A 24,684-nucleotide genomic window follows, 5' to 3' on the forward strand; every position below is an offset into this window, starting at 1 on the left:
GGGCCGACGCCTGTCGTGCCGGGGTCCGGCTCAGGGAGCCAGCCGGCTCAGGCGGTCGACCGCCTCCCGGAGGACCTCGTCCTTCTTGCAGAACGTGAAGCGGACCTGGCTGCGGCCCGCCTCCGGGTCGTCGTAGAAGACCGAGTTGGGTACGGCGACGACCCCGCAGCGCTCGGGGAGCGTACGGCAGAAGGCGAGGGCGTCCTTCTCGCCGAAGGGGGAGATGTCGGTGGTGATGAAGTAGGTGCCCTGCGGCCGGTGGACCTCGAACCCGGCCGCCCGCAGTCCCTCGCCGAGCAGATCGCGCTTGCGCCGCAGGTCGGCCCGGAAGCCGTCGAAGTACGTGTCCGGCAGGCGCAGCGCCTCGGCGATCGCGTACTGGAAGGGGCCCGCGCTGACGTAGGTCAGGTACTGCTTGGCGGTGCGGACGGCGGCGACGAGCGGGGCGGGCGCGGTGACCCAGCCGACCTTCCAGCCCGTGTACGAGAAGGTTTTTCCGGCGGAGGACACCGAGACGGTGCGTTCGCGCATGCCGGGCAGCGAGGCCGCCGGAATGTGCTCGCCCTCGAAGACCAGGTGCTCGTACACCTCGTCGGTGACGACCAGGAGGTCGTGCGCCACGGCCAGCTCGGCGATCGCGGTCAGCTCCTCGCGGGTGAGGACCGTGCCCGTCGGGTTGTGCGGGGTGTTCAGGAGCAGCAGCCGGGTCCGCGGGGTGATCCTGGACCGCAGCTCGTCCAGGTCGGGGCGGAAGGACGGGGCGCGCAGGGTGAGCGGTACGCGCTTCGCCCCGGCCATCGCGATGCAGGCCGCGTAGGAGTCGTAGAAGGGCTCGAAGGCGATCACCTCGTCACCCGGCTCCAGCAGCGCGAGCATGGCCGCGGCGATCGCCTCGGTCGCGCCCGCGGTGACCAGGACCTCCGTGTCGGGGTCGACGGTCAGTCCGCGGAAGCGCCGCTGGTGGTCGGCGATCGCGGTGCGCAGCTCGGGGATGCCGGGGCCCGGCGGGTACTGGTTGCCCTTCCCCTCCCGCAGCGCCCGGACCGCGGCCTCGCGGACCTCCTCGGGGCCGTCGGTGTCGGGGAAGCCCTGGCCGAGATTGATGGAGCCGGTGCGTACGGCGAGCGCCGACATCTCCGCGAAGATCGTCGTGCCGAATCCGGCGAGGCGGCGGTTGAGCAACGGTCGTCCCTGTGTCATGGCTGTCATCCTGCGCGGAAGCTCTGGAGTTGCTCAAGTCTGCTTTGGCCGTTCGGGGGCGGGGCATTCCCCCTCCACGTGTGAAGCGTGGGCGAGCGGGGGAGCTCGCTCCGGGGGAACGGAAGGACATGGAGCCATGGATGTGGTCATAGCGGCGATCGTCGTGGTCGTGCTGGTCGTGGTGCTGCTGGTGGAGAGGGCCCGGCGGCGGAAGGCGGCGCGGATCTGGAGCGCGCGCCGGGGCATGGGCGGTGGCCGTTCCGCGAACAGGAGCTGGTGGGCCGGGAACAACAACGCCGGAAGCAGCAGCGCCGCCGGCGGTGGTACGTCCTGCGGGTCGGGGTCCGCCGACTCCGGCGGGAGCTCCGGCGGTCACTCGGGCGGGCACTCCGGAGGGCATTCGTGCGGCGGGGGGCACTCCTGTGGCGGGGGGTCCTCGTGCGGTGGCGGGGGCGGCTGCGGCGGCGGGAGCTGAACGGGCGCACGGGGCGCGATCGACAGGTGTCCGGCGGGTGAACTCCCGCCGGGCACCTTTTTGTTGGGCGATTTCGTGGGTCGTCCGTGAACAGATGATCCGAGAGGCCCCCGAGGGGATGGAAACCCCGGCAAGTTGGGTAAAAACGCTGTGGATGCGAACTATTCGTGGTTCCCTCGGTTGAGAGAACTTTCAGCCCTAGGACCCGAGTTGGACCTGATCGGGCGCTACCCACCTCCCACGAGCAGCGCGCTAGGGGGGCGTCCCCCTGTCCATGCGTCCATGCTTTCTTGCGGAGCCGACCCATGCTCACGACCCTCCAGACTGCTTATTCAGACACCCGTGCTGCCGACCTCGCCTGGGCGCTGGGGCGTGAACCGCTTCCCGCGCTGGCCGTGCTCGACCTGGATCTCGCCGGCGCCAAACTGCAGATGCGCCTGCTCGGCGCCTCCCACCAGGTGCTCCTGGAAGAGGACCGCGGGACCTGTTCCGAAACCGTCGCCTGTATCCCCGGCAGCAGCACCCCGCTCCCGCTCGGTGTCTCCAAGCGGCTCGGGGAGTGGGAGTACGAGTTCGCGGCACGCGTCGAGACCCTCTCGGAGGGCTCGTTCGCGGGGCGTGCACAGGAGTTGCTCGCGCTGGTGGCCGATCATCCGCACGGGCTCGCCGGGACGTTTCCCGGCAGTCCGCACGCCTTCACCGCCATGCTGGCCCAGCGGACCGAGGGGCAGGTGCGGTGGCGCACCTGGCACGCGTACCCGCAGGAGGGGCAGTTGGTGGTGACGCGTACGCGGGTGGGGGTGCGGATGCCCGCGGTGGCCCGCTGAGCGGCCCCATTCCGTTGTGAACACGCCATTTACACCCTTGTGGGTGACAGGCTGCCACAGCTTCGTGACGTAGCGTTCGGGTCATGATCGACCAGCAGGTGTCGCTGCGAGGGGGCGCGGCGTGTCTTCCCGTACGGCCGAGGACCGGTCGGTGTCTCGTGCTCGCCGCGGTCTTCGTCTGCGCCGCCTGCGGCCTGGTGTACGAACTCGAACTCGTCGCGCTCGCCTCCTACTTGATCGGTGATTCGGTCACCCAGGCATCGGTCGTGCTCTCCGTGATGGTGTTCGCGATGGGCATCGGGTCGCTTCTCGCGAAACGTTTGCGCAGCCGGGCCGCGGAGGGGTTCGGGCTGATCGAGGCGGCTCTCGCGCTCGTCGGCGGTTCCTCGGCGCTGGTGCTGTACGCGACGTTCGCCTGGGTCGGCGAGTCGCGGTACGCCCTGGTCGGGTTCTCGCTCACGATCGGCGTCCTGATCGGTGCGGAGATCCCGTTGCTGATGACGCTGATCCAACGGGTGGACCGGCAGGACGCGGGCGGTGCGGTGGCGGACCTCTTCGCCGCCGACTACGTGGGTGCGCTGGTCGGCGGGCTCGCGTTCCCGTTCCTGCTGCTGCCGGTGCTCGGCCAGCTGACCGGGGCGCTGTTCACCGGCGCGGTCAACGCGGCGGCGGGCGGGGCGCTGGTGCTGTGCGTGTTCCGCCGGGACCTCACCCGGCGCTCCCGCCGGCTGCTGATCCTGTTCAACGTGGCGGTGATCGTGGTGCTGGCCGTCGCGACCGTGCTGGTCGGCGACTTCGAGCGGGCGGCGCGGCGCGCGGTGTACGGGGACGGGGTGCGGGTCGCCGAGCAGACCGCGGTGCAGGAGGTGGTGCTGACGGGGGCGGCCCGCGACTCCCTGAACCTGTACCTGGACGGGCGGCTGCGGGTCAGCGCGCGCGACGAGTACCGGTACCACGAGTCGCTGGTGCACCCGGCGATGAACGGACCGCACACCCGGGTGCTGGTCCTGGGCGGTGGTGACGGTCTCGCCGCCCGCGAGGTGCTGCGCTACCACGACGTACGCGAGGTCACCGTGGTCGAGCTGGACGCGGGCGTCACCCGGCTGGCCCGCGACGACCGCCTGCTCTCGGAGCTGAACGGCCACGCCTACCGCGATCCCCGGGTCACGGCGGTCACCGCGGACGCCTTCAACTGGCTGCGGGCGCGGCACGGGCGCTACGACGTGATCGTCTCGGACCTGCCCGATCCGGGGATCTCCAACAGCACCAAGCTGTACTCGGCGGAGTTCTACGGCCTGGTCGCCGAGTCGCTGGCGCCCGGCGGGCGGCTGGTGGTGCACGGGGGACCGCCGCTGTCCCGGCCGCGTACGTACTGGACGGTCGAGGCGTCGATGCGGGCGGCGGGGCTGCGTACCCGCCCGTACTGGATGAGCGGCCGGCTCTCCGACTCCACGGCCGGGCCGGACCGGGCCACCCACCGGCAGCGCGATGCGCGTGGCTGGGGGTTCGTCCTGGCCGGGCGGGGGGAGCGGCCGGGGCTGGGGCTCGCCGCGGGGGCGCCGGTGCTGCGGTCGATGACGGGGCGGGCGCTGGTGGACGCGGGGCGGGAGGCGGACCGGGCCCGGCCGGCGGGCCTGCCGCCGTCGACGCTGGTGCACCCGAGGTACTGGGAGGAGCGCTGAAGGACCGGGGTCGGGGGCGGGCGCCCGGCGGTGGCTCGGTGGTGAACCGCTGACGTGGCGGCCGGGGCTGAGTAGGCTCGGTTTCCATGGAGCATGAGGTGTTCGTACCGGTTCCGGTCCCGTCCCTCCGGCGGACGCTCGGCGACCCCGCCCGCGTCGCGCGCTGCGTGCCGGGGCTTCAGCAGGACGCCGACGCGTCCGCGGACCCGCTGTCCGGCCGGCTCAGGATCAGGGTGGACGGCCACACGATCACGTACCGGGGCGCGCTGCGGCTCACGGACGGGACGGGCGGGGAAGAGGACGGCGACGCGGTGGTGCTGGTGACCGGCGAGGGCGCCGAGGCCCGGGGCGGCGGTTCGGTGCGGCTGCGGCTCACCGTCCGGCTCACCGCGCGGGACGGCGGCACGGCGATCGGCTTCGCGGGGACGGCGGACGGTGACGGCCGGATCCTGGAGCTGGACGCGGCGGCGGCGCTCGCGGCGGCCGGGCGGCTGCTGGACCGGTTCACCCAGCAGCTCGTGACGGAGACGCTGGCGGGCGGTGGTGAGGCCGACGGCGGGGCCGGGGCGGCCGAGCGGTCCGTGGGGGAGGCCGTGGAGCAGGCCATCGAGGAGGCGGCCGAGGAGGCCGACACGACCGGGACGGCCCCGGCGGACGACGCCCCGGCGGAGGGTGCGGAAGCGCCCGCGGACGAGGGCGGCAACCCGCCGGGCACCGGCGCGGTCTTCGACGCCCCCGTACCGGCGCCCTCGCTCGATCCGGTGTCCGACGTCGAGTTCACCGTCCCCGACGAGCCCCCGGCCGAGGCCGCGCACGCCCGGCGCACCATGATCGGCCGCAGCGCCGAGGAGGTCGACCACGCGCCGCCGCGCGGCCGGTACGCCCCCGTACCGTCACCCGATTCGGCCAACGCGGGCGCAGCGCTCCGCTGGGTCGTCCCGGCCGCCGCGTTCGCGCTGGCCTCCGCGGTGGTGGTGACCAGGGCCTTGAGGCGGCGGCGGTAGCGGCGGCGCCAGTAACCTCGTCGGGTGAGTAGCAGCGAGAAGGATGTCCGGCTGTCCGTCGGCGACGCAGAGTTGACCGTGAGCCCCGCCAACGGCTGTCGCATCGACAGCCTGCGGATCGGTGGTACCGAACTGCTGAGGCAGGGGGAGAAGTACGGCTGCTTCCCGATGGTGCCGTGGTGCGGGCGGACCGGGAACGGCCTGTTCCGCAACGGCGACGTCCCGCACCGGCTGCCGGTGAACGCCCCGCCGCACGCCATCCACGGCACCGGCCGGGACACCGCCTGGCGCACCGCCCGGGTGGGCGAACGGGAGGCGTCGTTCTACTACGACCTCGCCGACCCCTGGCCGTACCCGGGCCGGGTGACCCAGACCTTCGAGCTGACCGAGGACGCGCTCACGCTCGCCTTCGGCATCGAGACGTACGGCGACTCCTTCCCGGCGCAGGCCGGCTGGCACCCGTGGTTCCTGCGCAGGCTCGGCGAGGACGGCAAGGACGTACAGCTCTCGTTCGACGCGGCCTGGCAGGAGGAGCGGGGTGCGGACCATCTGCCGACCGGCCGCCGCATCCCGCCGCTGGACGGCCCCTGGGACGACTGCTTCGGGATGCCGGACGGGGTGGAGGTGACGCTCACCTGGCCGCAGCAGCTGGAGCTGACCGTGAAGAGCCGGACCGAGTGGGTCGTGATCTACGACGAGCAGGAGGCGGCGGTCTGCGTGGAGCCGCAGTCCGGCCCGCCCAACGGGCTGAACACCGCGCCCCGGTACGTGACCCCGATCGACCCGCTGGAGATCGCGACGACCTGGAGCTGGCGCCGGCTGTGACCGGCGGCGCCGGGGCCCGGGGAGGCGGCGTGAAAGTCGGCGTCCGGTGTGCCGCTTAAGCTCGTAACCATGACTGACGTACGTGCTGAGCTGCTCCAGCAGATCAAGGACAAGGCCGTGGTACACGGCAAGGTGACCCTCTCCTCGGGTCTTGAGGCCGACTGGTACATCGACCTGCGCCGCATCACGCTGGACGGCAAGGCCGCTCCGATGGTCGGTCAGGTGATGCTCGACGCCACCGCCGGGCTGGACTACGACTGCGTGGGCGGACTGACCCTGGGCGCCGACCCGGTCGCCACCTCGATGCTGCACGCCTCCGCCGCGCGCGGCCAGGAGCTGGGCGCGTTCGTCGTCCGCAAGGCGCAGAAGGCGCACGGGATGCAGCGCCGTATCGAGGGAACGGACGTGAAGGGCCGCCGCTGCCTGGTGGTCGAGGACACCTCGACCACCGGCGGCTCGCCGCTGACCGCCGTGGAGGCGGTCCGCGAGGCCGGCGGCGAGGTCGTGGCCGTGGCCGTGATCGTGGAGCGCGGTGCGGCCCCGGCGATTGCCGAGGCCGGTCTCCCGTACGTCCACGTCTACTCGGTCGCCGATCTGGACCTGGCCTGACCTGCGGTTTCTTTCAGGGGTGGGGTGTTTCACGTGAAACACCCCACCCCTTTCGCATGCCCGCGCCCGGCCGCCGGGGAGCGCGGCCCATGGGCCGGGTGGAGCCGGAGCGAGAGTCTGGGAAGATGGGGGCGACGATGACGTCGCCCCCAGGTCAGGGAACCAGCACGCACACCCGCATATCCCAAGGAGCGGTCAGATGCCCATCGCAACCCCCGAGGTCTACGCCGAGATGCTCGACCGGGCGAAGGCGGGGAAGTTCGCCTACCCGGCCATCAATGTGACGTCGACCCAGACCCTGCACGCGGCGCTGCGCGGCTTCGCCGAGGCGGAGAGCGACGGCATCGTCCAGATCTCCACCGGTGGGGCCGAGTTCCTGGGCGGCCAGTACAACAAGGACATGGTCACCGGCGCCGTGGCCCTGGCCGAGTTCGCCCACATCGTCGCCGCCAAGTACGGCATCTCGGTCGCGCTGCACACCGACCACTGCCCGAAGGACAAGCTGGACGGCTATGTGCGTCCGCTGCTCGACATCTCCGCCGAGCGCGTCGCCCGGGGCGAGAACCCGCTGTTCCAGAGCCACATGTGGGACGGTTCGGCCGAGACCCTGACCGACAACCTGGCCATCGGCCAGGAGCTGCTGGCCAAGGCCGCCGCCGCCAGGATCATCCTCGAGGTCGAGATCACCCCGACCGGCGGCGAGGAGGACGGCGTCTCGCACGAGATCAACGACGAGCTGTACACCACCGTCGACGACGCGCTGCGCACCGCCGAGGCGCTCGGCCTGGGCGAGAAGGGCCGCTACCTGCTGGCCGCCTCCTTCGGCAACGTCCACGGCGTCTACAAGCCGGGCAACGTCGTGCTCCGCCCCGAGCTGCTGAAGGACCTCCAGGAGGGCGTCGCCGCCAAGTACGGCAAGCCCGCCGGCAGCCAGCCCTTCGACTTCGTCTTCCACGGCGGCTCCGGCTCCACCGAGCAGGAGATCGCCACCGCGCTGGAGAACGGCGTCGTGAAGATGAACCTCGACACCGACACCCAGTACGCCTTCACCCGTCCGATCGTGGACCACCTGTTCCGCAACTACGACGGTGTGCTGAAGGTCGACGGCGAGGTCGGCAACAAGAAGGCCTACGACCCGCGCAGCTGGGGCAAGTCCGCCGAGGCGGGCATGGCCGCGCGCGTCACGGAGGCCTGTGCCAACCTGCGTTCCACCGGTACCAAGCTGAAGTAGCAGCTGGTACGAAGTGCTGTGGTGGGCCCGGTATCCCGTGGGGTGCCGGGCCCACGGCATGTCCGACAGACACACACATACGTCATCCGTGGAGGGGTCGCTGTGGGTTCCAGCGCGCGCTATGACTTCGATGCCGTCGTCGACCGCCGGGGCACCTGGTGCGTCCAGTGGGACGGGGTCGCCGACCGGTTCGGGGTGGACGGGCTGCTGCCGTTCACCATCTCCGACATGGACTTCCGGACCGCCCCGCAGGTCCTGGACGCGCTGCGCTCCCGCCTCGACCACGGGGTGTTCGGCTACACGGACTGGCGGCAGGACGACTTCCGCTCGGCGATAGCCCACTGGTACGCGACCCGGCACGGCACGGAGGTGGACACGGGGCAGCTGGTGTACGGGCCCTCGGTGCTCAGCCAGCTCTCGCAGCTGCTCCAGATGTGGACCGCGGAGGGGGAGGGCGTGGTCGTCCACACCCCCACGTACGACGGTTTCCGCAAGGCGGTCACCGGGCTGCGGCGGGAGCTGCGCGGGGTGCCGGTGGGGGACGGGGACGCGCTGGAGCGCGAGCTGGCCCGCCCCGACAGCAAGGTCCTGGTGCTGTGCTCGCCGCACAACCCGACCGGCCGGGTGTGGACGGAGGACGAGCTGCGCGGCTTCGCGTCGCTGGCCGCCCGGCACGGGGTCGCCGTGATCAGCGACGAGATACACGCGGACTTCGTGCACAGCGGGCGAATACACGTGCCGTGGACGCGGGTGGCGGGCGCCACCCGCTGGGCGCTGGTCACCTCCGCGTCGAAGGCGTTCAACTTCCCGGCCCTGACCGGTTCGTACGGGCTGGTCGGCGACCCGGCCGACCGGGCGGAGTTCCTGCGGCGGATGGAGACCGCCGAGGGGCTGGCCTCCCCGGCGGTGCTGTCGCTGACCGCGCACATCGCCGCGTACCGGGAGTCGGCGCAATGGCTGGACGAGGCCCGGGAGTACGTCGCCGGGAACCTGGAGCTGGTCGCGCGGCGGCTGGGCGAGGAGCTTCCCGAGCTGGGCTGGCGGCCCCCGCAGGCCGGTTACCTGGCGTGGATCGACCTGCGCCCGGCGGGCGTCGAGGGCGACGCGGAGCTCCAGCGGGTACTGATCGAGCGGGAGAGGGTCGCGGTGATGCCCGGCGGGGTGTACGGCGCGGAGGGCTTCGTACGGCTGAACGTGGGGTGCCCGCGCGCCAAGGCCGCCGCCGGGGTGGAGGCGCTGATCCGGGGCGTGCGGGCGGTGACGGGCCGGACGGCGCGGGGCGTGGCGGGGTAGGGCGGGGCGGCATCGGACATGTCGGCGCGGAGCGTGTCGGCGCAGGGCGCACCGGAGTACGACGGGACGGCGCGGGACGTGTCGGCGCAGGGCGCACCGGCGTAGGACCTGGCGGCGAATCGCCGTTCCGATGGCACGGGCGGGGCGGAACGGGGATGCTGCTCGTATGTCTGACGCAGCCGGGCCGGGGGCCATCCGTGTCGCCTCCGCCGCGGGACGCCGGGTGGTCCTCACCACCGTCCTCGGCTCCAGCATGGTCATGCTGGACTCCACCGTCATCAACGTCGCCCTGCCCCGGATCGGCAAGGACCTCGGCACCGACCTGGCCGCCCTCCAGTGGACCGTCAACGCGTACATGCTCACCCTCGCCGGGCTGATCCTCCTCGGCGGCTCCCTGGGCGACCGGTACGGGCGGCGGCGGGTCTTCGTCGTCGGCGTCGTCTGGTTCGCCGCCGCCTCCGCGCTGTGCGGCCTGGCCCCGAACGCCGCCGTCCTGATCGCCGCCCGCGCTCTCCAGGGCGTCGGCGGGGCCCTGCTCACCCCCGGTTCGCTGGCCCTGATCCAGGCGAGCTTCCACCCCGACGACCGGGCCCGCGCGGTCGGGCTGTGGTCGGGGCTCGGCGGGGTCGGGGCCGCCGTCGGGCCGTTCGTCGGCGGCTGGCTCGTCGACGGGCCGGGCTGGCGGTGGGTGTTCCTGCTCAACGTGCCGCTCGCCGCGGTCTGCGTGCCGGTGGCGCTGCGCCACGTACCGGAGTCGCGTGATCCGCACGCACGCGGGCGGTTCGACGTGCTGGGTGCCGTGCTCGCGGCGCTCGCCCTCGCCCTGGTGACCTACGCCCTGATCGAGGCGCCGGGGCAGGGGGCCTCCGGGACGGTGATCGGGGCGGCCGTCGGCGGCGTCCTGCTCGGGGCGGTCTTCGTACGGGTGGAGCGCACCCGGGCGGAGCCGATGCTGCCGCCCTCGGTCTTCGAGTCCCGGCAGTTCACCGCCGTCAACGTCATCACCCTCTGTGTGTACGCGGCGCTCGGCGGCTACTTCTTCCTGGCCGCGATCCAGCTCCAGGTGGTGGCCGGGTACTCGGCGCTCGGCGCGGGTACGGCGCTGCTGCCGTCGACCGTGCTGATGCTGCTCTTCTCGGCCGCCTCGGGCGAGCTCGGGCAGCGCATCGGGCCCCGCATCCCGCTCACCGTCGGGCCGCTGATCGCCGCCGCGGGCATGCTGCTGATGCTGCGGATCGGGCCCGGGTCGGCTTCCGTCCCCGGCTACCTCGCCGACGTCCTTCCGGCGGTCGCGGTGCTCGGCGTCGGGCTGGTCACCCTGGTCGCCCCGCTCACCGCGACCGTGCTGGCCTCCGTGGACACCGCGCGGGCCGGACTCGCCAGCGGGATCAACAACGCGGCCGCCCGCGCCGCCGGGCTGATCGCGGTGGCCGCGCTGCCGCTGCTCGCGGGGATGGGTCCGGAGGCGTACCGGAACGCCGACGAGTTCGCCGCGACCTTCCACCGGGCGATGCCGATGTGCGCCGGGCTGCTCGTGCTGGGGGCGGGGATCGCCTGGGCGACGGTGCGTACGCCCGCTCCCGCGGCCGAGGAGCGGGCGCGGCCCGAATGCGCGGTGCACTGCGGGATCGCCGCCCCGCCCCTGGAACCCACGCCCGAGGAGGACGGGCGGGGGGACGGACCGGGCGGCGGGCGGGAGGACGCGGGGAAGGCGGAGGACGGGACCGGCTGACCGCCGCCGACCGCCGGGTACCCCGGCACGCATGTGCCAGGCACACTTGAACCCATGTCGATCCACGAGAACCTGCTCGGGGGCCCGCCCCCGACCCACCTGCCCGACGACCCGGAGCCGCGCGAGCTGCTCGCGAACGGCACGGCCCCCGCCGACGTCGCCGCGAAGTACCCGACCTCCTCCCTGGCCTGGGCGCAGCTCGCGGACGAGGCGTTCGAGGGCGGCCGCACCGTCGAGTCGTACGCCTACGCCCGCACCGGCTACCACCGCGGGCTCGACGCGCTGCGCCGGGCCGGCTGGAAGGGCCATGGCCCGGTGCCCTTCGAGCACGAGCCGAACCGCGGCTTCCTGCGCGCCCTGCACGCCCTGGCGCGGGCCGCCCGCGAGATCGGCGAGCAGGAGGAGTACGAGCGCTGCACGGCCTTCCTGCGCGACTCCTCGCCGACCGCCGCCGAGACCCTCGGCTAGCCGGGCCCGGCCGGTAGGTACTGCCAGGAGGTATCGCCGGTAGGCACTGCCGTTCAACGGACCCCGTGGGGAGCGGTTGCCCACGGGGTCCGTGTTGTTCGTAGGATGCCAACAGGGGACCGGAGCTCCATCACCTCACGGAAGGGGCGGACCGCTACCCGGAAGCTTGTGTCGAGGAGACAGCGATGTCGACGATCCACCCCGACCCCGAAGCCACCGGTGCGGAGACCCCGCACCTCGACTTCGCGGGAACGACTCCGTACGAGGACTACGTCCAGGCGGATGTCCTGACCCACCTCCAGCACCCCCGCTCCGACGATCCGGGCGAGATGGTGTTCCTGGTCACGACCCAGGTCATGGAACTGTGGTTCACCGTCATAGTCCACGAGTGGGAGACCGCCGCGCACGCCCTGCGCGAGGACCGGCTGACCGTGGCGCGCGACGCGCTCAAGCGGTCCGTGCGGGAGCTGGAGGCGCTCAACGCCTCCTGGACCCCGCTGGCCCAGCTCACCCCCGCCCAGTTCAACTCCTACCGCGGCGCCCTCGGCGAGGGCTCCGGGTTCCAGTCGGCGATGTACCGGCGGATGGAGTTCCTGCTGGGCGACAAGTCCGCGTCCATGCTGGTGCCGCACCGCGGCGCCCCCCGGGTCCACGCCGAGCTGGAGAAGGCGCTGGCCGAGCCGGGCCTGTACGACGAGACGCTCGCCCTGCTCGCCCGGCGCGGCTTCCCCGTGCCGAAGGACGTGCTCACCCGCGACCTGACCCGCAGGTACGAGCCGTCCCCCGAGGTCGAGGCCGTGTGGGCGGAGATCTACGCCGAGCCCGAACGCCACGAGGACCTGGTCCGCTTCGGCGAGGCGCTCACCGACGTCGGCGAGCTGGTGTGGCGCTGGCGCAACGACCACCTGGTCGCCACCCGGCGGGCGATGGGCTCGAAGACCGGCACGGGCGGCTCCGCCGGGGTCGCCTGGCTGGAGAAGCGGGCCACGAAGAACGTCTTCCCCGAGCTGTGGACGGCGCGCAGCCATGTCTGACAGCTCCTTCGCCGCGCGGGCCGCCGCGCTCGACGCCGCCGACCGGCTCGCCGGTGCGCGGAAACTGTTCGTCCTCGACGACACCGTCTACCTCGACGGCAACTCGCTCGGCGCGCTGCCCGCCCACGTACCCGCCCGGGTGCAGGAGGTCCTCACCCGGGAGTGGGGCGAGCTGCGCATCCGCTCCTGGGACGAGAGCGGCTGGTGGACCGCGCCGGAGCGGATCGGCGACCGGATCGCCCCGCTCGTCGGGGCCGCCGCCGGACAGATCGTCGTCTCCGACTCGACCAGCGTGAACGTCTTCAAGGCCGTCGTCGCCGCGACCCGGCTGGCCCCGGAGGGCCGCGACGAGATCCTGGTGGACGCGACGACCTTCCCGACGGACGGGTACATCGCCGCCTCCGCGGCCCGGATGACCGGTCACCGGCTCGTCCCGGTCGCCCCCGCCGACGTCCCCGGGGCACTCGGCCCCCGTACCGCGGCCGTGCTCCTCAACCACGTCGACTACCGCACCGGCAGGCTCCACGACCTGCCCGGGCTGACCGCCGCCACGCACGCGGCGGGCGCGATCGCCGTCTGGGACCTGTGCCACAGCGCGGGCGCCCTGCCGGTCGGGCTGGACGCGCACGCGGTGGACCTGGCGGTCGGCTGCACGTACAAGTACCTGAACGGCGGGCCCGGTTCGCCCGCCTATCTGTACGTCGCCGAGCGCCATCAGGCGGTGTTCGACTCGCCGCTGCCGGGGTGGACCTCGCATGCCGACCCGTTCGGCATGACGGCCGCGTACGCCCCGGCCGACGGCGCGGTGCGGGGCCGGGTCGGCACTCCGGACATCCTCTCCATGCTGGCGCTCGAAGCCTCGCTCGAGGTGTGGGACGGGGTGTCGGTCGAGGACGTGCGGGCCAAGTCGCTGGCGCTGACGGATTTCTTCCTGGAGTGCGTCGCCGCGTACGTGCCGCAGGGCCGGGTCGACTCGGTGACCCCGGCCGCGCACGCGGAGCGCGGCAGTCAGGTCGCGTTGCGCTGCGCGGAGGCGGAGCCGGTGATGGCCGAGCTGATCGCGCGGGGCGTCGTCGGGGACCTGCGCCGCCCCGACGTGCTGCGATTCGGGTTCACCCCGCTGTACGTCGGGTTCGCGGACGTGGAGCGGGCGGCGCGGGTGCTGGCCGAGGTGCTGGACGGCGTACCGGCGGCGGCGTAGAGCGGCGGGCGCCGTGCGGGGACGGGAACCTTGTGTGCTGGTACCGTCCCCGCAGGTCGGGCCGGTTCGGGCTCAGCTACCGGAGGTTGGGGCAGCATGTCGGATTCCGCCGCGCGCGATCGGGACGCCGCCGAGGCCGAGTCGGCCTTCTCGCATCCACCGGTCGCCCCCGACGCCTGCGCCGCCTACGGCGACCACCCCGACCAGCTGGTCGACTTCTACGCCCCGCGCGACGGGCGGACCGGGGCGCCGGTCGTGGTCGTGCTGCACGGCGGGGCGTGGCGGGCGCCGTACGACCGCGGCCATGTGTCGCCGTTCGCGGACTTCCTGGCCCGTCGCGGGTTCGCCGTCGCGAGCGTCGAGTACCGGCGCGGGGGCGGGATTCCGGGGCAGCGGGGCACGGAACCGGTCGCGGGGCGCTGGCCGGAGACCCTCGACGACGTCGCCGCGGCGATGGACGCGCTGCCGTCGCTGCTGGCCCGGGAACTCCCGGCCGCCGACGTCCGGCGGACCGTCGTCACCGGGCACTCGGCGGGCGGGCACCTGGCGCTGTGGGCCGCCGCCCGGCACGTACTGCCCGCTGGGTCGCCGTGGCGGCTGCCCGGGCCGCCGGAGCTGCGGGGGGTCGTCGCGCTCGCCCCGATCGCGGACTTCACCACGTCCGTCGCGCTGGACGTGTGTTCCGGGGCGGTCGGCCAGTTCCTCGGCGGCGGGGCGGAGTTCGAGGAGCGGGCCCGCCACACCGACCCGGCCGTGCTGCTGCCCACCGGCATCGCGACCACCGTGGTGCAGGGCACCAGGGACACCGATGTGCCGCCGGCGGTCGCGGAGGCGTACGTCGACGCGGCGGCGCGGGCCGGCGAGACGGTGGGGCTGACGCTGCTGCCCGACGTCGGCCACTTCCCGCTGATCGATCCGGCGGCGGACGCCTGCGCGGTGGTGGCGGAGGAGATCGCCCAACTCGCCTGGTGAGCGGGGGCACGGGCGGGGCGCGTGGGGTTCGGGCGACGTGCGCGGGGGGTGTGCTTCCGCTTCGCGTCGGCGGAACGGACGGCTGCGGAGGCGCGGGTAGTACTTGCGACGGACGGCCCGGAATCCGTATCACTGCGGACGACCGGGCCCCGGGCCGCCGCCTACCGTGGTGGCGTGACCGAGACCAAGAGCAGAAGCCCGGAGTACCGGATGGCCGCGGGGGCGATGGGCGGCCTCCGGCAGGCCCTCTTCCACGACGCGTTCGCGTACCGCCCCATGGCCCCGCTGCGGGAGGACGGGCCGGTGATCCGCCACCTGCCCCGGCGGATGCGGGACCGCGCCGTGTGGACCCCGCACGCGCTGGTGGCGCTGACCGCGCTCGCGGTCTTCCTGGCCGGGATGTCCCGGTCGAACTTCCCGATCACCCAGCTGCTCACGCTGCTCCCGGCCGTCGCCGTGGCGATGACGCTGATCAGGCCGGTCGGGGCGTTCTGGGTTTCGCTCGCGATGACCCCGGTGACCGCGTTCTTCGGCGACCACGAGTGGCCCTGGGGGCCGACCACCTTCTTCGCGCACCTCGTCGTGCTCGTCGTGGTCGCCGCCCGGACCCGGCCGCGTACCGCGGCCTGGATGTGGGGCCTGACGATGCTGCTCGGCACGTTCATGGAGAACCTGGTCTGGCGGCCCGGCACCACCACCGTCGCCATGGGCGTGGTCTCGGCGTTCGCCCTGCTCGTGGTCGCCCTGGTGCAGACCCGGCGGGACGCGGAGCGCGAGGTGACCGTGCAGCGCACCGTGACCGCCGTCGAACGCGACCGGCGCACCCTCCTGGAGGAGCGCACCACCATCGCCCGGGAGCTGCACGACGTGGTCGCCCACCACATGTCGGTCGTCGCGATCCAGGCCGAGGCCGCACCGTACCGGGTGGAGAACCCGCCGCCCGAGCTGGAACAGGCCTTCGCCACGATCCGGGAGAACGCCGTCGCCGCCCTCACCGAGCTGCGCCGGGTCCTCGGCGTCGTACGGGCCGAGGACTACCAGGCCCCGGACGCCCCGCAGCCCACCCTCGCCCAGCTCGACGGGCTCCTCGCCAATGTGCGCGAGGCGGGCCTGGAGACCGAGAAGACGATCACCGGCGCGGTACGGGAACTGCCGCAGGGCGTCGAGCTGTCGGCGTACCGGATCATCCAGGAGGCCCTCAGCAACACGCTGCGGCACGCGCCAGGGGCCGGCGCCCGGGTGGAGATCGGCTATGTGCTGGGCGGGGTCGGGCTGCGCATCGTCAACGGGCCGCCGACCGGGCCGGTGCAGCCCTCGCAGGGCGCCGGGCACGGGATCACGGGGATGCGGGAGCGGGTCGCGATGCTGAACGGGGAGATGACGGCCGGGGCGACCGGCGAGGGCGGTTACGAGATAGCCGCGTTCATCCCCGTGCAGGGCGGGCCCGAGCCGCGGGAGCAGGACGGGACGCCCACGGTGGTGCTCGACAAGACGGGCCCGGCGTCGGCGGGCGCGGCGAACGGCGCGGCGGCGGGACGGGCGGGCACGGCATGAGCGGCACCGCGGGCGTCCCGTCCTCCTCGTCACCCTCATCCTCATCCTCTTCGTCCTCCTCGTTCTCTTCATCCTCCTCGTCCGTCAATCCGCCGATCCGGGTGCTGATCGTGGACGACCAGATGATGGTCCGCGAGGGCTTCTCGGTGCTGCTCAACGCCATGCCGGGGATCGAGGTCGTCGGCGAGGCGGTCGACGGGCGGCAGGCCATCGCACAGGTCGCGGCGCTCCGCCCCGACGTGGTCCTGATGGACATCCGGATGCCGGAACTGAACGGCATCGAGGCCACCCGCGAGATCGTCGCCGCCGACGCGGACGCCAAGGTCCTGGTGCTGACCACCTTCGACCTCGACGAGTACGTCTACCAGGCGCTGCGCGCCGGAGCGTCCGGCTTCCTCCTCAAGGACGCCTCCGCGCGCCAGCTCGCCGACGGGGTACGGGTGGTGGCGGCCGGGGAGGCGCTGCTCGCCCCGACCGTCACCAAGCGGCTGATCAACGAGTTCTCGAAGCTCGCGGAGGCGCCGCGCTCACCGGCGCTGGCCCGGGTCGGCGACCTCACGGAGCGCGAGACCGAGGTGCTGGTCCTCATCGCGCAGGGCCGGTCCAACGCCGAGATCGCCTCGTACCTGGTGGTCGCGGAATCCACCATCAAGACGCATGTGAGCCGCATCCTGGTGAAGCTGGGGCTGCGGGACCGCACCCAGGCGGCCGTCTTCGCGTACGAGGCCCGGCTGGTCACCCCGTCCTGAACCCGGACCGGGGCCGAACGCGAACGGAGGGCCGGGGCCACCGCGAGCCGGGGCCACCGCGAGCCGGGGCCCGAGCCGAGCCGAGCCGCGTCGGACGTACGGGTCGGTCCCTCGGTATCCGCCGGGGCCCCGGGGCGGGTGGTCGGCCCCGGCGGGGTGCGGTTAGCGTCCGGGCATGCACCCTTCTCCCCGTTCCGTCGCCGATGCCCCCTTCGACCCCTGGTCCCCGGCCTTCGTGGCCGACCCGTATCCCGCCTACGCCGCGCTGCGCGCCACCGGCCGGGTGCACCGTTTCGAGCCGACCGACCAGTGGCTCGTCCCGCACTACGCCGATGTGTCCGCGCTGCTGCGCGACCGGAGGCTGGGGCGTACGTATCTGCACCGCTTCACCCACGAGGAGTTCGGCCGCACCCCGCCGCCCGCCGCGCACGAGCCCTTCCACACCCTGAACGGGCAGGGGCTCCTCGATCTGGAGGCCCCCGACCACACCCGTATCCGGCGACTGGTCTCCAAGGCGTTCACCCCGCGTACGGTCGAAGGGCTCGTCCCGACCGTACGGCGGCTGGCGGCCGAACTGGTCGATTCCTTCGTCGAGGCGGGCGGCGGCGATCTGCTCACGGCCGTCGCCGAACCGCTGCCGGTGGCCGTCATCGCCGAGATGCTCGGCGTCCCGGAGTCCGACCGGGGCCTGCTGCGGCCCTGGTCGGCGGCGATCGTCGGGATGTTCGAGCTGAACCCGTCCGAGGAGACCGCCCGCGCCGCCGTCCGCGCCTCGCTCGACTTCTCCGCGTACCTGCGCGAGCTGATCGCGCAGCGGCGCGAGAACCCCGGTACGGATCTGATCTCCGCGCTCATCGCCGCCCACGACGAGGGCGAGCGGCTGACCGAGCAGGAGATGATCTCCACCTGCGTGCTGCTGCTGAACGCCGGGCACGAGGCGACCGTCAACACCACAGTGAACGGCTGGTGGACGCTGCTGCGTCACCCCGAGCAGCTGGCCGCCCTGCGCGCCGACCACGGTCTGCTGCCGACGGCGATCGAGGAACTGATGCGCTACGACACCCCCTTGCAGATGTTCGAACGCTGGGTGCTGGACGACATCGAGATCGACGGCACGGTCATTCCGCGCGGCTCGGAGGTGGCCCTGCTCTTCGGTTCGGCCAACCGCGACCCCGCTCGCTTCACCGACCCCGACACCCTGGACCTGGCCCGCCGGGACAACCCGCACATCACCTTCGGGGCGGGCATCCACTTCTGCCTGGGCGCCCCGCTGGCCCGGGTCGAGCTGGCCGCGTCCTTCGGGGAGCTGCTGCGCCGCGCCCCGGGTCTGCGCCTGGCCGCCGAGCCGGAGTGGAACCCGGGCTACGTGATCAGGGGCCCGAAGGAACTCCGCGTCGAACTGTGACGTGACGTGACGCACGGGCGGCCGGGGCCGGGGCTCCGGCGCCCCGGCCTGCCCGTCCTGACGGACCCCGTTCTGAGTGACCCTGTTCTGATGGCCCCCGCCCTGACCGGCCCCGCTTTCAGCATCCGGGACCGCAGGCCAGTGGCGGGCCCTCCAGCACGTCGAAGGCCACCCCGAATCCGGCGAGGGCCGCGAGCGCCGCCGCGGCCCCGGCCGCCCGCCGCCACTTCCGCCCCGCGAGGGCGACGAGGGTGAGCCCGGCCGCGACGCCGCCGAACGTCATGACCGGGAGCCCGAGCCACAGCACGTTCCACTCCTTGGCGCCCTCGAAGCCGCTGAGGAGGCCGTGCCTGCCGTACGGCGCCCAGGCCAGCATTCCGGCGATCCCGCCCGCGGCGACGGTCAGACATCCGGCGAGACCACGGAATGCTTCGCTTCGGTTCTCCATGGACAGGGTGACGCGGGGGAACCCCGGCGAGGTTGCACCCGCCGAGGTGCCCGGCCCGCCCCGCCCCGCCCCTGCCCGGCAGGGCAGGACCGGACCCGACCCGGCTCAGTTCAGTTCAGTACGTCGCGTCTGCGCAGGGCCGCCGCCCCCGCCCCGACCAGGGCCACCGCGACGGCGGTGAGCGCGAGCACCGGCCCCCACGCCATTCCCGCACCGCCCGGCAGCCTCGGCAGGTGCGTGAACGGGGACAGGTCCATCACCGGTTGCGGCAGGCCGAGCGCGGGCCCGAGCCATCCCAGCGCCAGGCAGACCCCGGCGACCGCCCAGGCCGCCACCGCCGCCTTCGGCGCCGCCCCGTACAGCAGGACCGCCACCCCGCCCAGCAGCCAGACCGCCGGGAGCTGCACCAGCGCCGCACCCAGCACCGCCGGGAGGCCGTGGCCGTAGCCCGCCGCGAGGCCGAGCCCCCCGACCGTCATCAGCAGGGCCGCGCCGCCGAAGGCGATGACCAGATGACCGGCCGCCCAGCCCGTCCGGCCGACCCCGCCCGCCAGCACCGGCTCGGCGCGCCCGGCGGTCTCCTCGCCGTGCAGCCGCAGCACCGACGCGACGATGTACAGCGACGCGACCATCCCGAGCATCGAGACCATCGCGGCGAGGAACGCGTCGGTCAGGCCGGACTGTCCGCCCATCCGCTCGATGATCTCCCTGGTCCGCTCGTTGTCGCCGACGAGATCGGCCGCCCCGTCGGCCAGCCCGCCGAACGCGGTACCGACCACGGCGAAACAGAGCGCCCACCCGGTCAGCGCCCCGCGCTGGAGCCGCAGCGCGAGGCCCCACGCCGTGCGGATCCGTCCCCGCGCCGGCCCCGGTCTCGTCGCCAGGAAGCTCATGCCGAGGTCGCGCCGCCCGGCCAGGACGTAGGCGAGGGCGGCCTGGCCCGCGACCGCCGCCGCGAACAGGAGCAGCACCCACCAGCGCTCGTCCCCGTACGCCCGGACGTTCTCCGCCCAGCCGATGGGGGAGAGCCAGGTCGGCGTGGACGAGCCGTCGTCCGCCGCCGAGTCGCCCGCCGCCTTCAGGACGAACGCGGCACCGATCACCGCCGCCGTGAGCCCCTTGGCCAGACGGGCGCTCTCGGTGAGCTGAGCGGCGATCGCGGCCGTGCAGGCGAACAGCGCGCCGGTCCCGGCGACCGCCAGCGCCAGTGCCACCGCCCCGGCCCCGCCCGCCCCGGAACCCGCCAGGCCCGCCGCGATCACCAGCGCCAGCGCCGCGTCGGCGATCAGCGCGGTGAGGAGCGCGGCGGTCAGCGGGGCGCGGCGCCCCACCATCGCGGCGGAGAGCATCTCCTGACGGCCGGTCTCCTCTTCCTCCCGGGTGTGCCGGACGACGACGATCAGGCTCATCACGGCTGCCAGCACCGCCCCGAGCGAGGCCATCCGCCAGCTCACCAGCCCGCCGAGCGAGTCGTCGAAGACCGGTCCGTACATCGCCCGGAGCGAGCTGTTCGCGTTCATCGACGCGGCGAGGTCGGCGCGCCGGGCGGCGGTGTCGTACAGCGAGTCGATCGAACCGGCGACGGAGGAGAAGGAGCCGCCGAGCGCCAGCACCCAGACCGGCAGCATGATCCGGTCGCGCCGCAGGGCGAGCCGCAGCAGCGTCCCCGTCCCGGCGAACCGGCGGGTACCGGCACCGCTTCGGTGCCCGCTCCGGCTTCCCGCGCCGACCGGGGCGGTCGTCGTGGTCACGGTGCTCATCGCGCGGTCACCTCCTCGGGGGCCTCCCCGGGGGCGTCCGCCGCGTAGTGGCGCAGGAAGAGCTGCTCCAGCGTGGGCGGGGTGCTCGTCAGCGTCCGTACGCCGGAGGCGGTGAGCGCCCGCAGCACGCCGTCCAGCTTGTCCGTGTCGACCTGGAGGCTGACCCGGAGCCCCTGGACGTCCAGGTCGTGGACCCCGGGCAGCCGGGTCAGCCCGTCGGGCGCACCGGCCAGTTCGGCCGTGATGCTCGTCCGCGTGAGGTGGCGCAGCTCGGCCAGCGAACCGGTCTCCACCGTCCGCCCCTGGCGGATGATGCTGACCCGGTCGCAGAGCGTCTCGACCTCGCTGAGGATGTGGCTGGAGAGCAGCACCGTGCGCCCGCGCGTCCGCTCCTCGGCGACGCACTCCTGGAAGACCTCCTCCATCAGCGGGTCGAGCCCGCTGGTGGGCTCGTCCAGGATCAGCAGGTCCACGTCGGAGGCGAACGCGGCGACCAGGGCGACCTTCTGGCGGTTGCCCTTGGAGTACGTCCGGCCCTTCTTGGTCGGGTCCAGCTCGAAGCGGTCGATCAGTTCGGCCCGCCGCGCCGCGTCCAGCCCGCCGCGCAGGCTGCCGTACAGATCGATCACCTCGCCGCCGGAGAGGTTGCGCCACAGCGTGACGTCCCCCGGGACGTACGCGATTCTGCGGTGCAGCTCCACCGCGTCCCGCCACGGGTCGCGGCCGAGCAGCTGGGCGGCGCCGGAATCGGCCCGGAGCAGACCCAGCAGCACCCGGATGGTGGTGGACTTCCCCGAGCCGTTGGGGCCGAGGAAGCCGTGGACCTCGCCGGTCTCGACCGCGAGGTCGAGGCCGTCCAGCGCATGTGTCCGGCCGAACGACTTGTGCAGTCCGGCCACCGTGATCGCCCTAGTCATGTTTCCGAACGTACGCTACTTTCACAAATTTGTGAAGTTAAGGAAGCGTATAAAGTTGATGTCATGGCGGGAGCCGGAGGAACAGGGGAGACGATCGGTTCATGACCAGCGAGACCGAGCAGAAGACACAGGCGGGGCCCGAGCGGAAGACGCAGCCGGGGCCCGAGCGGGGGACACATGCGGGGTCCGGGCGGGATCGTGACGCGGAGGCCGTGTCACGGTTCGTGGAGCGGTTCGCGGCAGAGATGACCGAGGCGGGGATGCAGCGGATGGCGTCCCGGGTCTTCGCCGCGCTCCTCGCGGACGACGACGGGTCCCTGACCTCGGCCGAACTGGCCCTCGCGCTGCAGATCAGCCCGGCCGCCGTGTCCGGGGCGGTGAATTACCTGACGCAGGTCGGCATGGTCGGGCGCGAGCGCGAGCCGGGTTCGCGCCGCGACCGGTACCGCCTGCACGACGAGGTCTGGTACACCACCTTCGCCAACCGGGACCGGGTGCTGACCCGCTGGGAGAGCGCGCTCAGGGACGGCGTCCGGGTCCTGGGCGAGGACACCCCGGCGGGTTCCCGGCTCGCCGAGACCGTGGCGTTCTTCGAGTTCCTCCAGGCGGAGCTGGGCGGGATGATGGAGCGCTGGCGCGAGCACCGCAAGACACTCGGCCTCCCGCCCCGCGAGGGGGGCGTGACCGGCTGAGCCGTCACCTCGCGCCCGCTCCCGCCCCGCGCGAGCGGCTGAGCCGTCACTGCGTCCCTGCTCACGCCCCGCCCCCGCCCCCGCTCCGCGAGGGGCACGCGACCGGCCGAGGCTCCGGCGCGCTGCTGCTCCCGCCGCCCGCCCGTCCCCGCCTCACCGCTCCCCGGCCGGCAGCATCAGCCCCCAGGCCCCTTCCCGTACCGTCCAGGTCCGTGTCCGGACCGGGCCGCCGACCTGTATGTCCGCCCGGTAGCGGAAGTCGGCGCCCGAGACCGTCACGGCCTTCGCCTCCGTCGTCTCCGGAGCGGCCGACGGCGGCCGGATCACCACCTCGGCGAGCCCCCCGCCGCCCCGCGACGTCACGGTCACCGACTCGACCGGCCGGTCCAGTCCGTTCAGCAGGGCCCCGTCCGCCTCGACCCGCAGCCGGTGCACGGGCGGCGGGGCGGCGGGCGCCGCCGGGGCCGGGTGCACCAGCGTGCGCACCAGGTTGCGGCAGGTGTCCCAGACGGCGGTGACCCCGGTGTGCGCGGCCGCCACGTCCGGCAGGACGTTCGGGGCCGGGATGCGCAGCGCGTCCAGCACCACCCCGTCGCTGTCGTCCACCAGCAGGTCCAGCCGCCGCACGGCGCCGTCCAGCGCGGCGCGGGCCGCCGCCACCGCGCTCCGGGGCACCCCGAGCGCGTGCGCCAGCTCCAGCGTGCCGGCGTGGCCCACCGGGACCAGCGCGAGCGCGCCGCCGGCCGGCTCGCGCTCCCGGTGCAGCTGGGCCACGGCCCGCCGCAGCGCGCGGTCGTCGCCGACCACCACCGGCCGCCGGCCACCCCGACGGGCGAGCGCGCGGGCAAATTCCTCGGGCCCGTCGGGCAGGCAGATCTTGGCGTGCGAACCGGCGCTCAGGACGTCCTTCGCGATACGTACGGACTCGCCGTCGGTCCGGCGGGCGACCGGGTCGATGACCACCAGCAGCTGGTGCGCACCGTCGCCGGGGGGCTGGGCAGCCGACACCTCGGTCCTTCCTCGGGTAGCATCTTGGTGCAAGAGCCCCTTGCGCTATTGCGCCAGGGGCTTCGTCTATTCCGGGGCAACCGGTTCGACGGTTCAGGCCGTGTCGTACATCGTCGTACGGCATGTACGACATTCACGTACGCCCCCTGACCTTGGACATGCCCCGCCCGGAAGGGGTGTACGCCTGTGCCCGCACTTGTGCTGCTCGGTGCTCAGTGGGGTGACGAGGGCAAGGGAAAGGCCACCGACCTCCTCGGTGGATCCGTGGACTACGTGGTGCGCTACCAGGGCGGCAACAACGCCGGTCATACGGTGGTGGTCGGTGACCAGAAGTACGCACTGCATCTCCTCCCCTCCGGAATCCTTTCGCCGGGTTGTACCCCGGTCATCGGAAACGGTGTCGTCGTCGACCCGGCCGTCCTGCTTTCCGAGCTGAGTGGGCTGAACGATCGAGGCGTGGACACGTCCAAGCTTCTGATCAGCGGCAACGCCCATTTGATCACTCCGTACAACGTCACCGTCGACAAGGTGACGGAACGGTTCCTCGGCAAGCGGAAGATCGGTACGACCGGCCGCGGCATCGGCCCGACCTACGCCGACAAGATCAACCGCGTGGGCATCCGCGTCCAGGACCTCTACGACGAGTCCATCCTGGAGCAGAAGGTCGAGGCGGCGCTGGAGCAGAAGAACCAGCTGCTCGCCAAGGTCTTCAACCGGCGCGCGATCGAGTCCGGCCGGATCGTCGAGGAGATGCTCCAGTACGCGGACCGGATCAAGCCCTACGTCGCCGACACGACGCTGATCCTGAACGACGCCATCGACGCGGGGAAGGTCGTCCTCTTCGAGGGCGGTCAGGGCACGCTGCTCGACGTCGACCACGGCACGTACCCCTTCGTCACCTCCTCGAACCCGACCGCGGGCGGCGCCTGCACCGGCGCCGGGGTCGGCCCGACGAAGATCAGCCGGGTCATCGGCATCCTCAAGGCGTACACCACCCGCGTCGGCGCCGGCCCGTTCCCCACGGAGCTGCACGACGGGGACGGCGAGGCGCTGCGCCGCATCGGCGGCGAGCGCGGTGTCACCACCGGCCGTGACCGTCGCTGCGGCTGGTTCGACGCGGTCATCGCGCGGTACGCGACCCGGGTCAACGGCCTCACCGACTTCTTCCTCACCAAGCTGGACGTGCTGACCGGCTGGGAGCAGATCCCGGTCTGCGTGGCGTACGAGATCGACGGCAAGCGCGTCGAGGAGCTTCCCTACAGCCAGACCGACTTCCACCACGCGAAGCCGGTCTACGAGATGCTGCCGGGCTGGTCCGAGGACATCACGAAGGCCAAGACCTTCGGCGACCTGCCGAAGAACGCGCAGGCGTACGTGAAGGCGCTGGAGGAGATGTCCGGCGCCCCGATCTCCGCGATCGGCGTCGGCCCCGGCCGCACCGAGACCATCGAGATCAACTCCTTCCTCTGACGTTCCTTCCTCCGGCGCTCCTTCCTGCGGCGCACGAGGCGGGAGAGGGGCCGGGGCGAGCCAGTCGCCCCGGCCCCTTCGCCGTTGCCACGACATGTGGCGGCCCCGGGATGCTCCTACCGTGGAGA

General features: G+C 73.2%; 22 protein-coding genes. 17 read left to right on the plus strand and 5 right to left on the minus strand.

Translation table 11 applies throughout. The features are described 5' to 3' along the window. Positions 1-30 precede the first annotated feature (30 nt). Positions 31-1,200: a pyridoxal phosphate-dependent aminotransferase gene (locus ACFCV8_RS09455; RefSeq protein ID WP_376684703.1), complete on the minus strand. Its 1,170-nt coding sequence runs from the start codon at positions 1,198-1,200 to the stop codon at positions 31-33. A gap of 780 nt (positions 1,201-1,980) precedes the next feature. Between ACFCV8_RS09455 and ACFCV8_RS09460 the strand changes: the two genes are divergently transcribed. From ACFCV8_RS09460 to ACFCV8_RS09530, 15 genes are all read left to right on the plus strand, one after another. Continuing rightward, positions 1,981-2,502 carry a DUF2617 family protein gene (locus tag ACFCV8_RS09460; RefSeq protein WP_376684704.1) on the plus strand — a complete coding sequence of 174 codons (522 nt, stop codon included), beginning with the start codon at positions 1,981-1,983 and terminating at the stop codon, positions 2,500-2,502. A gap of 83 nt (positions 2,503-2,585) precedes the next feature. Next, complete coding sequence (locus ACFCV8_RS09465; protein ID WP_376684705.1) at positions 2,586-4,184, plus strand: polyamine aminopropyltransferase; 1,599 nt, start codon at positions 2,586-2,588, stop codon at positions 4,182-4,184. A gap of 86 nt (positions 4,185-4,270) precedes the next feature. Beyond that, positions 4,271-5,188, plus strand: a complete 918-nt coding sequence (locus ACFCV8_RS09470; RefSeq protein ID WP_376684706.1) for a carbon monoxide dehydrogenase — start codon at positions 4,271-4,273, stop codon at positions 5,186-5,188. A 24-nt stretch (positions 5,189-5,212) separates the two neighbouring features. Continuing rightward, complete coding sequence (locus ACFCV8_RS09475) at positions 5,213-6,013, plus strand: aldose 1-epimerase (protein ID WP_376684707.1); 801 nt, start codon at positions 5,213-5,215, stop codon at positions 6,011-6,013. 69 nt (positions 6,014-6,082) lie between these two features. After that, complete coding sequence (gene pyrE / locus ACFCV8_RS09480; RefSeq protein WP_376684708.1) at positions 6,083-6,622, plus strand: orotate phosphoribosyltransferase; 540 nt, start codon at positions 6,083-6,085, stop codon at positions 6,620-6,622. 199 nt (positions 6,623-6,821) lie between these two features. Next, on the plus strand, positions 6,822-7,853 hold the full coding sequence (fbaA, locus tag ACFCV8_RS09485; protein ID WP_376684709.1) for a class II fructose-bisphosphate aldolase: 1,032 nt from the start codon (positions 6,822-6,824) through the stop codon (positions 7,851-7,853). 102 nt (positions 7,854-7,955) lie between these two features. Further along, positions 7,956-9,146 carry a MalY/PatB family protein gene (locus ACFCV8_RS09490; RefSeq protein ID WP_376684710.1) on the plus strand — a complete coding sequence of 397 codons (1,191 nt, stop codon included), beginning with the start codon at positions 7,956-7,958 and terminating at the stop codon, positions 9,144-9,146. Positions 9,147-9,312: 166 nt separating this feature from the next. Further along, positions 9,313-10,878, plus strand: a complete 1,566-nt coding sequence (locus ACFCV8_RS09495) for an MFS transporter (RefSeq protein ID WP_376684711.1) — start codon at positions 9,313-9,315, stop codon at positions 10,876-10,878. 54 nt (positions 10,879-10,932) lie between these two features. Beyond that, a complete protein-coding gene (locus ACFCV8_RS09500; protein ID WP_376684712.1) occupies positions 10,933-11,346 on the plus strand; it encodes a DUF3151 domain-containing protein in 414 nt (137 codons plus the stop codon). Positions 11,347-11,531: 185 nt separating this feature from the next. Next, positions 11,532-12,380: a tryptophan 2,3-dioxygenase family protein gene (locus tag ACFCV8_RS09505; RefSeq protein WP_376684713.1), complete on the plus strand. Its 849-nt coding sequence runs from the start codon at positions 11,532-11,534 to the stop codon at positions 12,378-12,380. Next, complete coding sequence (kynU, locus tag ACFCV8_RS09510) at positions 12,373-13,581, plus strand: kynureninase (protein WP_376684714.1); 1,209 nt, start codon at positions 12,373-12,375, stop codon at positions 13,579-13,581. Before ACFCV8_RS09505 ends, kynU begins: the two co-directional genes overlap by 8 nt. 96 nt (positions 13,582-13,677) lie before the next feature. Continuing rightward, the gene (locus ACFCV8_RS09515; RefSeq protein WP_376684715.1) at positions 13,678-14,553 is read left to right on the plus strand and encodes an alpha/beta hydrolase family protein; all 876 of its coding nucleotides are present in this window, start codon (positions 13,678-13,680) and stop codon (positions 14,551-14,553) included. A gap of 225 nt (positions 14,554-14,778) precedes the next feature. Next, positions 14,779-16,107, plus strand: a complete 1,329-nt coding sequence (locus ACFCV8_RS09520) for a sensor histidine kinase (RefSeq protein ID WP_376684742.1) — start codon at positions 14,779-14,781, stop codon at positions 16,105-16,107. A gap of 95 nt (positions 16,108-16,202) precedes the next feature. Further along, positions 16,203-16,856 carry a response regulator gene (locus ACFCV8_RS09525; protein ID WP_376684743.1) on the plus strand — a complete coding sequence of 218 codons (654 nt, stop codon included), beginning with the start codon at positions 16,203-16,205 and terminating at the stop codon, positions 16,854-16,856. Between the two features lie 175 nt (positions 16,857-17,031). Next, the gene (locus ACFCV8_RS09530) at positions 17,032-18,261 is read left to right on the plus strand and encodes a cytochrome P450 (protein WP_376684716.1); all 1,230 of its coding nucleotides are present in this window, start codon (positions 17,032-17,034) and stop codon (positions 18,259-18,261) included. Between the two features lie 118 nt (positions 18,262-18,379). Here ACFCV8_RS09530 and ACFCV8_RS09535 read toward each other — a convergent pair whose 3' ends face one another. The 3 genes from ACFCV8_RS09535 to ACFCV8_RS09545 form a co-directional block, all read right to left on the minus strand. Further along, the gene (locus ACFCV8_RS09535; protein ID WP_376684717.1) at positions 18,380-18,709 is read right to left on the minus strand and encodes a hypothetical protein; all 330 of its coding nucleotides are present in this window, start codon (positions 18,707-18,709) and stop codon (positions 18,380-18,382) included. Positions 18,710-18,819: 110 nt separating this feature from the next. Next, positions 18,820-20,469: an ABC transporter permease gene (locus tag ACFCV8_RS09540; protein WP_376684718.1), complete on the minus strand. Its 1,650-nt coding sequence runs from the start codon at positions 20,467-20,469 to the stop codon at positions 18,820-18,822. Further along, the gene (locus tag ACFCV8_RS09545) at positions 20,466-21,386 is read right to left on the minus strand and encodes an ATP-binding cassette domain-containing protein (protein ID WP_376684719.1); all 921 of its coding nucleotides are present in this window, start codon (positions 21,384-21,386) and stop codon (positions 20,466-20,468) included. The genes ACFCV8_RS09540 and ACFCV8_RS09545 overlap by 4 nt, the downstream gene beginning before the upstream one ends. A 245-nt stretch (positions 21,387-21,631) precedes the next feature. Here ACFCV8_RS09545 and ACFCV8_RS09550 point away from each other — a divergent pair, with 245 nt between their 5' ends. Beyond that, positions 21,632-22,078: a GbsR/MarR family transcriptional regulator gene (locus ACFCV8_RS09550; protein ID WP_376684744.1), complete on the plus strand. Its 447-nt coding sequence runs from the start codon at positions 21,632-21,634 to the stop codon at positions 22,076-22,078. Between the two features lie 153 nt (positions 22,079-22,231). Here ACFCV8_RS09550 and ACFCV8_RS09555 read toward each other — a convergent pair whose 3' ends face one another. Continuing rightward, the gene (locus ACFCV8_RS09555; protein WP_376684720.1) at positions 22,232-23,086 is read right to left on the minus strand and encodes a diacylglycerol kinase; all 855 of its coding nucleotides are present in this window, start codon (positions 23,084-23,086) and stop codon (positions 22,232-22,234) included. Between the two features lie 186 nt (positions 23,087-23,272). On the opposite strand from ACFCV8_RS09555, the gene ACFCV8_RS09560 reads away from it, so the two are divergent. Continuing rightward, on the plus strand, positions 23,273-24,556 hold the full coding sequence (locus ACFCV8_RS09560; protein WP_376684721.1) for an adenylosuccinate synthase: 1,284 nt from the start codon (positions 23,273-23,275) through the stop codon (positions 24,554-24,556). Positions 24,557-24,684 lie beyond the last annotated feature (128 nt).

Origin of the sequence: Streptomyces sp. NPDC056347 (genome assembly GCF_042262625.1) — a bacterium.
Taxonomy (GTDB): Bacteria; Actinomycetota; Actinomycetes; order Streptomycetales; family Streptomycetaceae; genus Streptomyces.

Coding starts and splice junctions, on each gene's coding strand:
- ACFCV8_RS09455 (WP_376684703.1), bottom strand. CDS start 1,200: ATGACACAGGGACGACCGTTGCTCAACCGCCGCCTCGCCGGATTCGGC.
- ACFCV8_RS09500 (WP_376684712.1), top strand. CDS start 10,933: ATGTCGATCCACGAGAACCTGCTCGGGGGCCCGCCCCCGACCCACCTG.
- ACFCV8_RS09465 (WP_376684705.1), top strand. CDS start 2,586: ATGATCGACCAGCAGGTGTCGCTGCGAGGGGGCGCGGCGTGTCTTCCC.
- kynU (WP_376684714.1), top strand. CDS start 12,373: ATGTCTGACAGCTCCTTCGCCGCGCGGGCCGCCGCGCTCGACGCCGCC.
- ACFCV8_RS09520 (WP_376684742.1), top strand. CDS start 14,779: ATGGGCGGCCTCCGGCAGGCCCTCTTCCACGACGCGTTCGCGTACCGC.
- ACFCV8_RS09545 (WP_376684719.1), bottom strand. CDS start 21,386: ATGACTAGGGCGATCACGGTGGCCGGACTGCACAAGTCGTTCGGCCGG.
- ACFCV8_RS09505 (WP_376684713.1), top strand. CDS start 11,532: ATGTCGACGATCCACCCCGACCCCGAAGCCACCGGTGCGGAGACCCCG.
- ACFCV8_RS09540 (WP_376684718.1), bottom strand. CDS start 20,469: ATGAGCACCGTGACCACGACGACCGCCCCGGTCGGCGCGGGAAGCCGG.
- ACFCV8_RS09470 (WP_376684706.1), top strand. CDS start 4,271: ATGGAGCATGAGGTGTTCGTACCGGTTCCGGTCCCGTCCCTCCGGCGG.
- ACFCV8_RS09535 (WP_376684717.1), bottom strand. CDS start 18,709: ATGGAGAACCGAAGCGAAGCATTCCGTGGTCTCGCCGGATGTCTGACC.
- ACFCV8_RS09530 (WP_376684716.1), top strand. CDS start 17,032: ATGCACCCTTCTCCCCGTTCCGTCGCCGATGCCCCCTTCGACCCCTGG.
- ACFCV8_RS09550 (WP_376684744.1), top strand. CDS start 21,632: ATGACCGAGGCGGGGATGCAGCGGATGGCGTCCCGGGTCTTCGCCGCG.
- ACFCV8_RS09460 (WP_376684704.1), top strand. CDS start 1,981: ATGCTCACGACCCTCCAGACTGCTTATTCAGACACCCGTGCTGCCGAC.
- ACFCV8_RS09515 (WP_376684715.1), top strand. CDS start 13,678: ATGTCGGATTCCGCCGCGCGCGATCGGGACGCCGCCGAGGCCGAGTCG.
- fbaA (WP_376684709.1), top strand. CDS start 6,822: ATGCCCATCGCAACCCCCGAGGTCTACGCCGAGATGCTCGACCGGGCG.
- ACFCV8_RS09495 (WP_376684711.1), top strand. CDS start 9,313: ATGTCTGACGCAGCCGGGCCGGGGGCCATCCGTGTCGCCTCCGCCGCG.
- pyrE (WP_376684708.1), top strand. CDS start 6,083: ATGACTGACGTACGTGCTGAGCTGCTCCAGCAGATCAAGGACAAGGCC.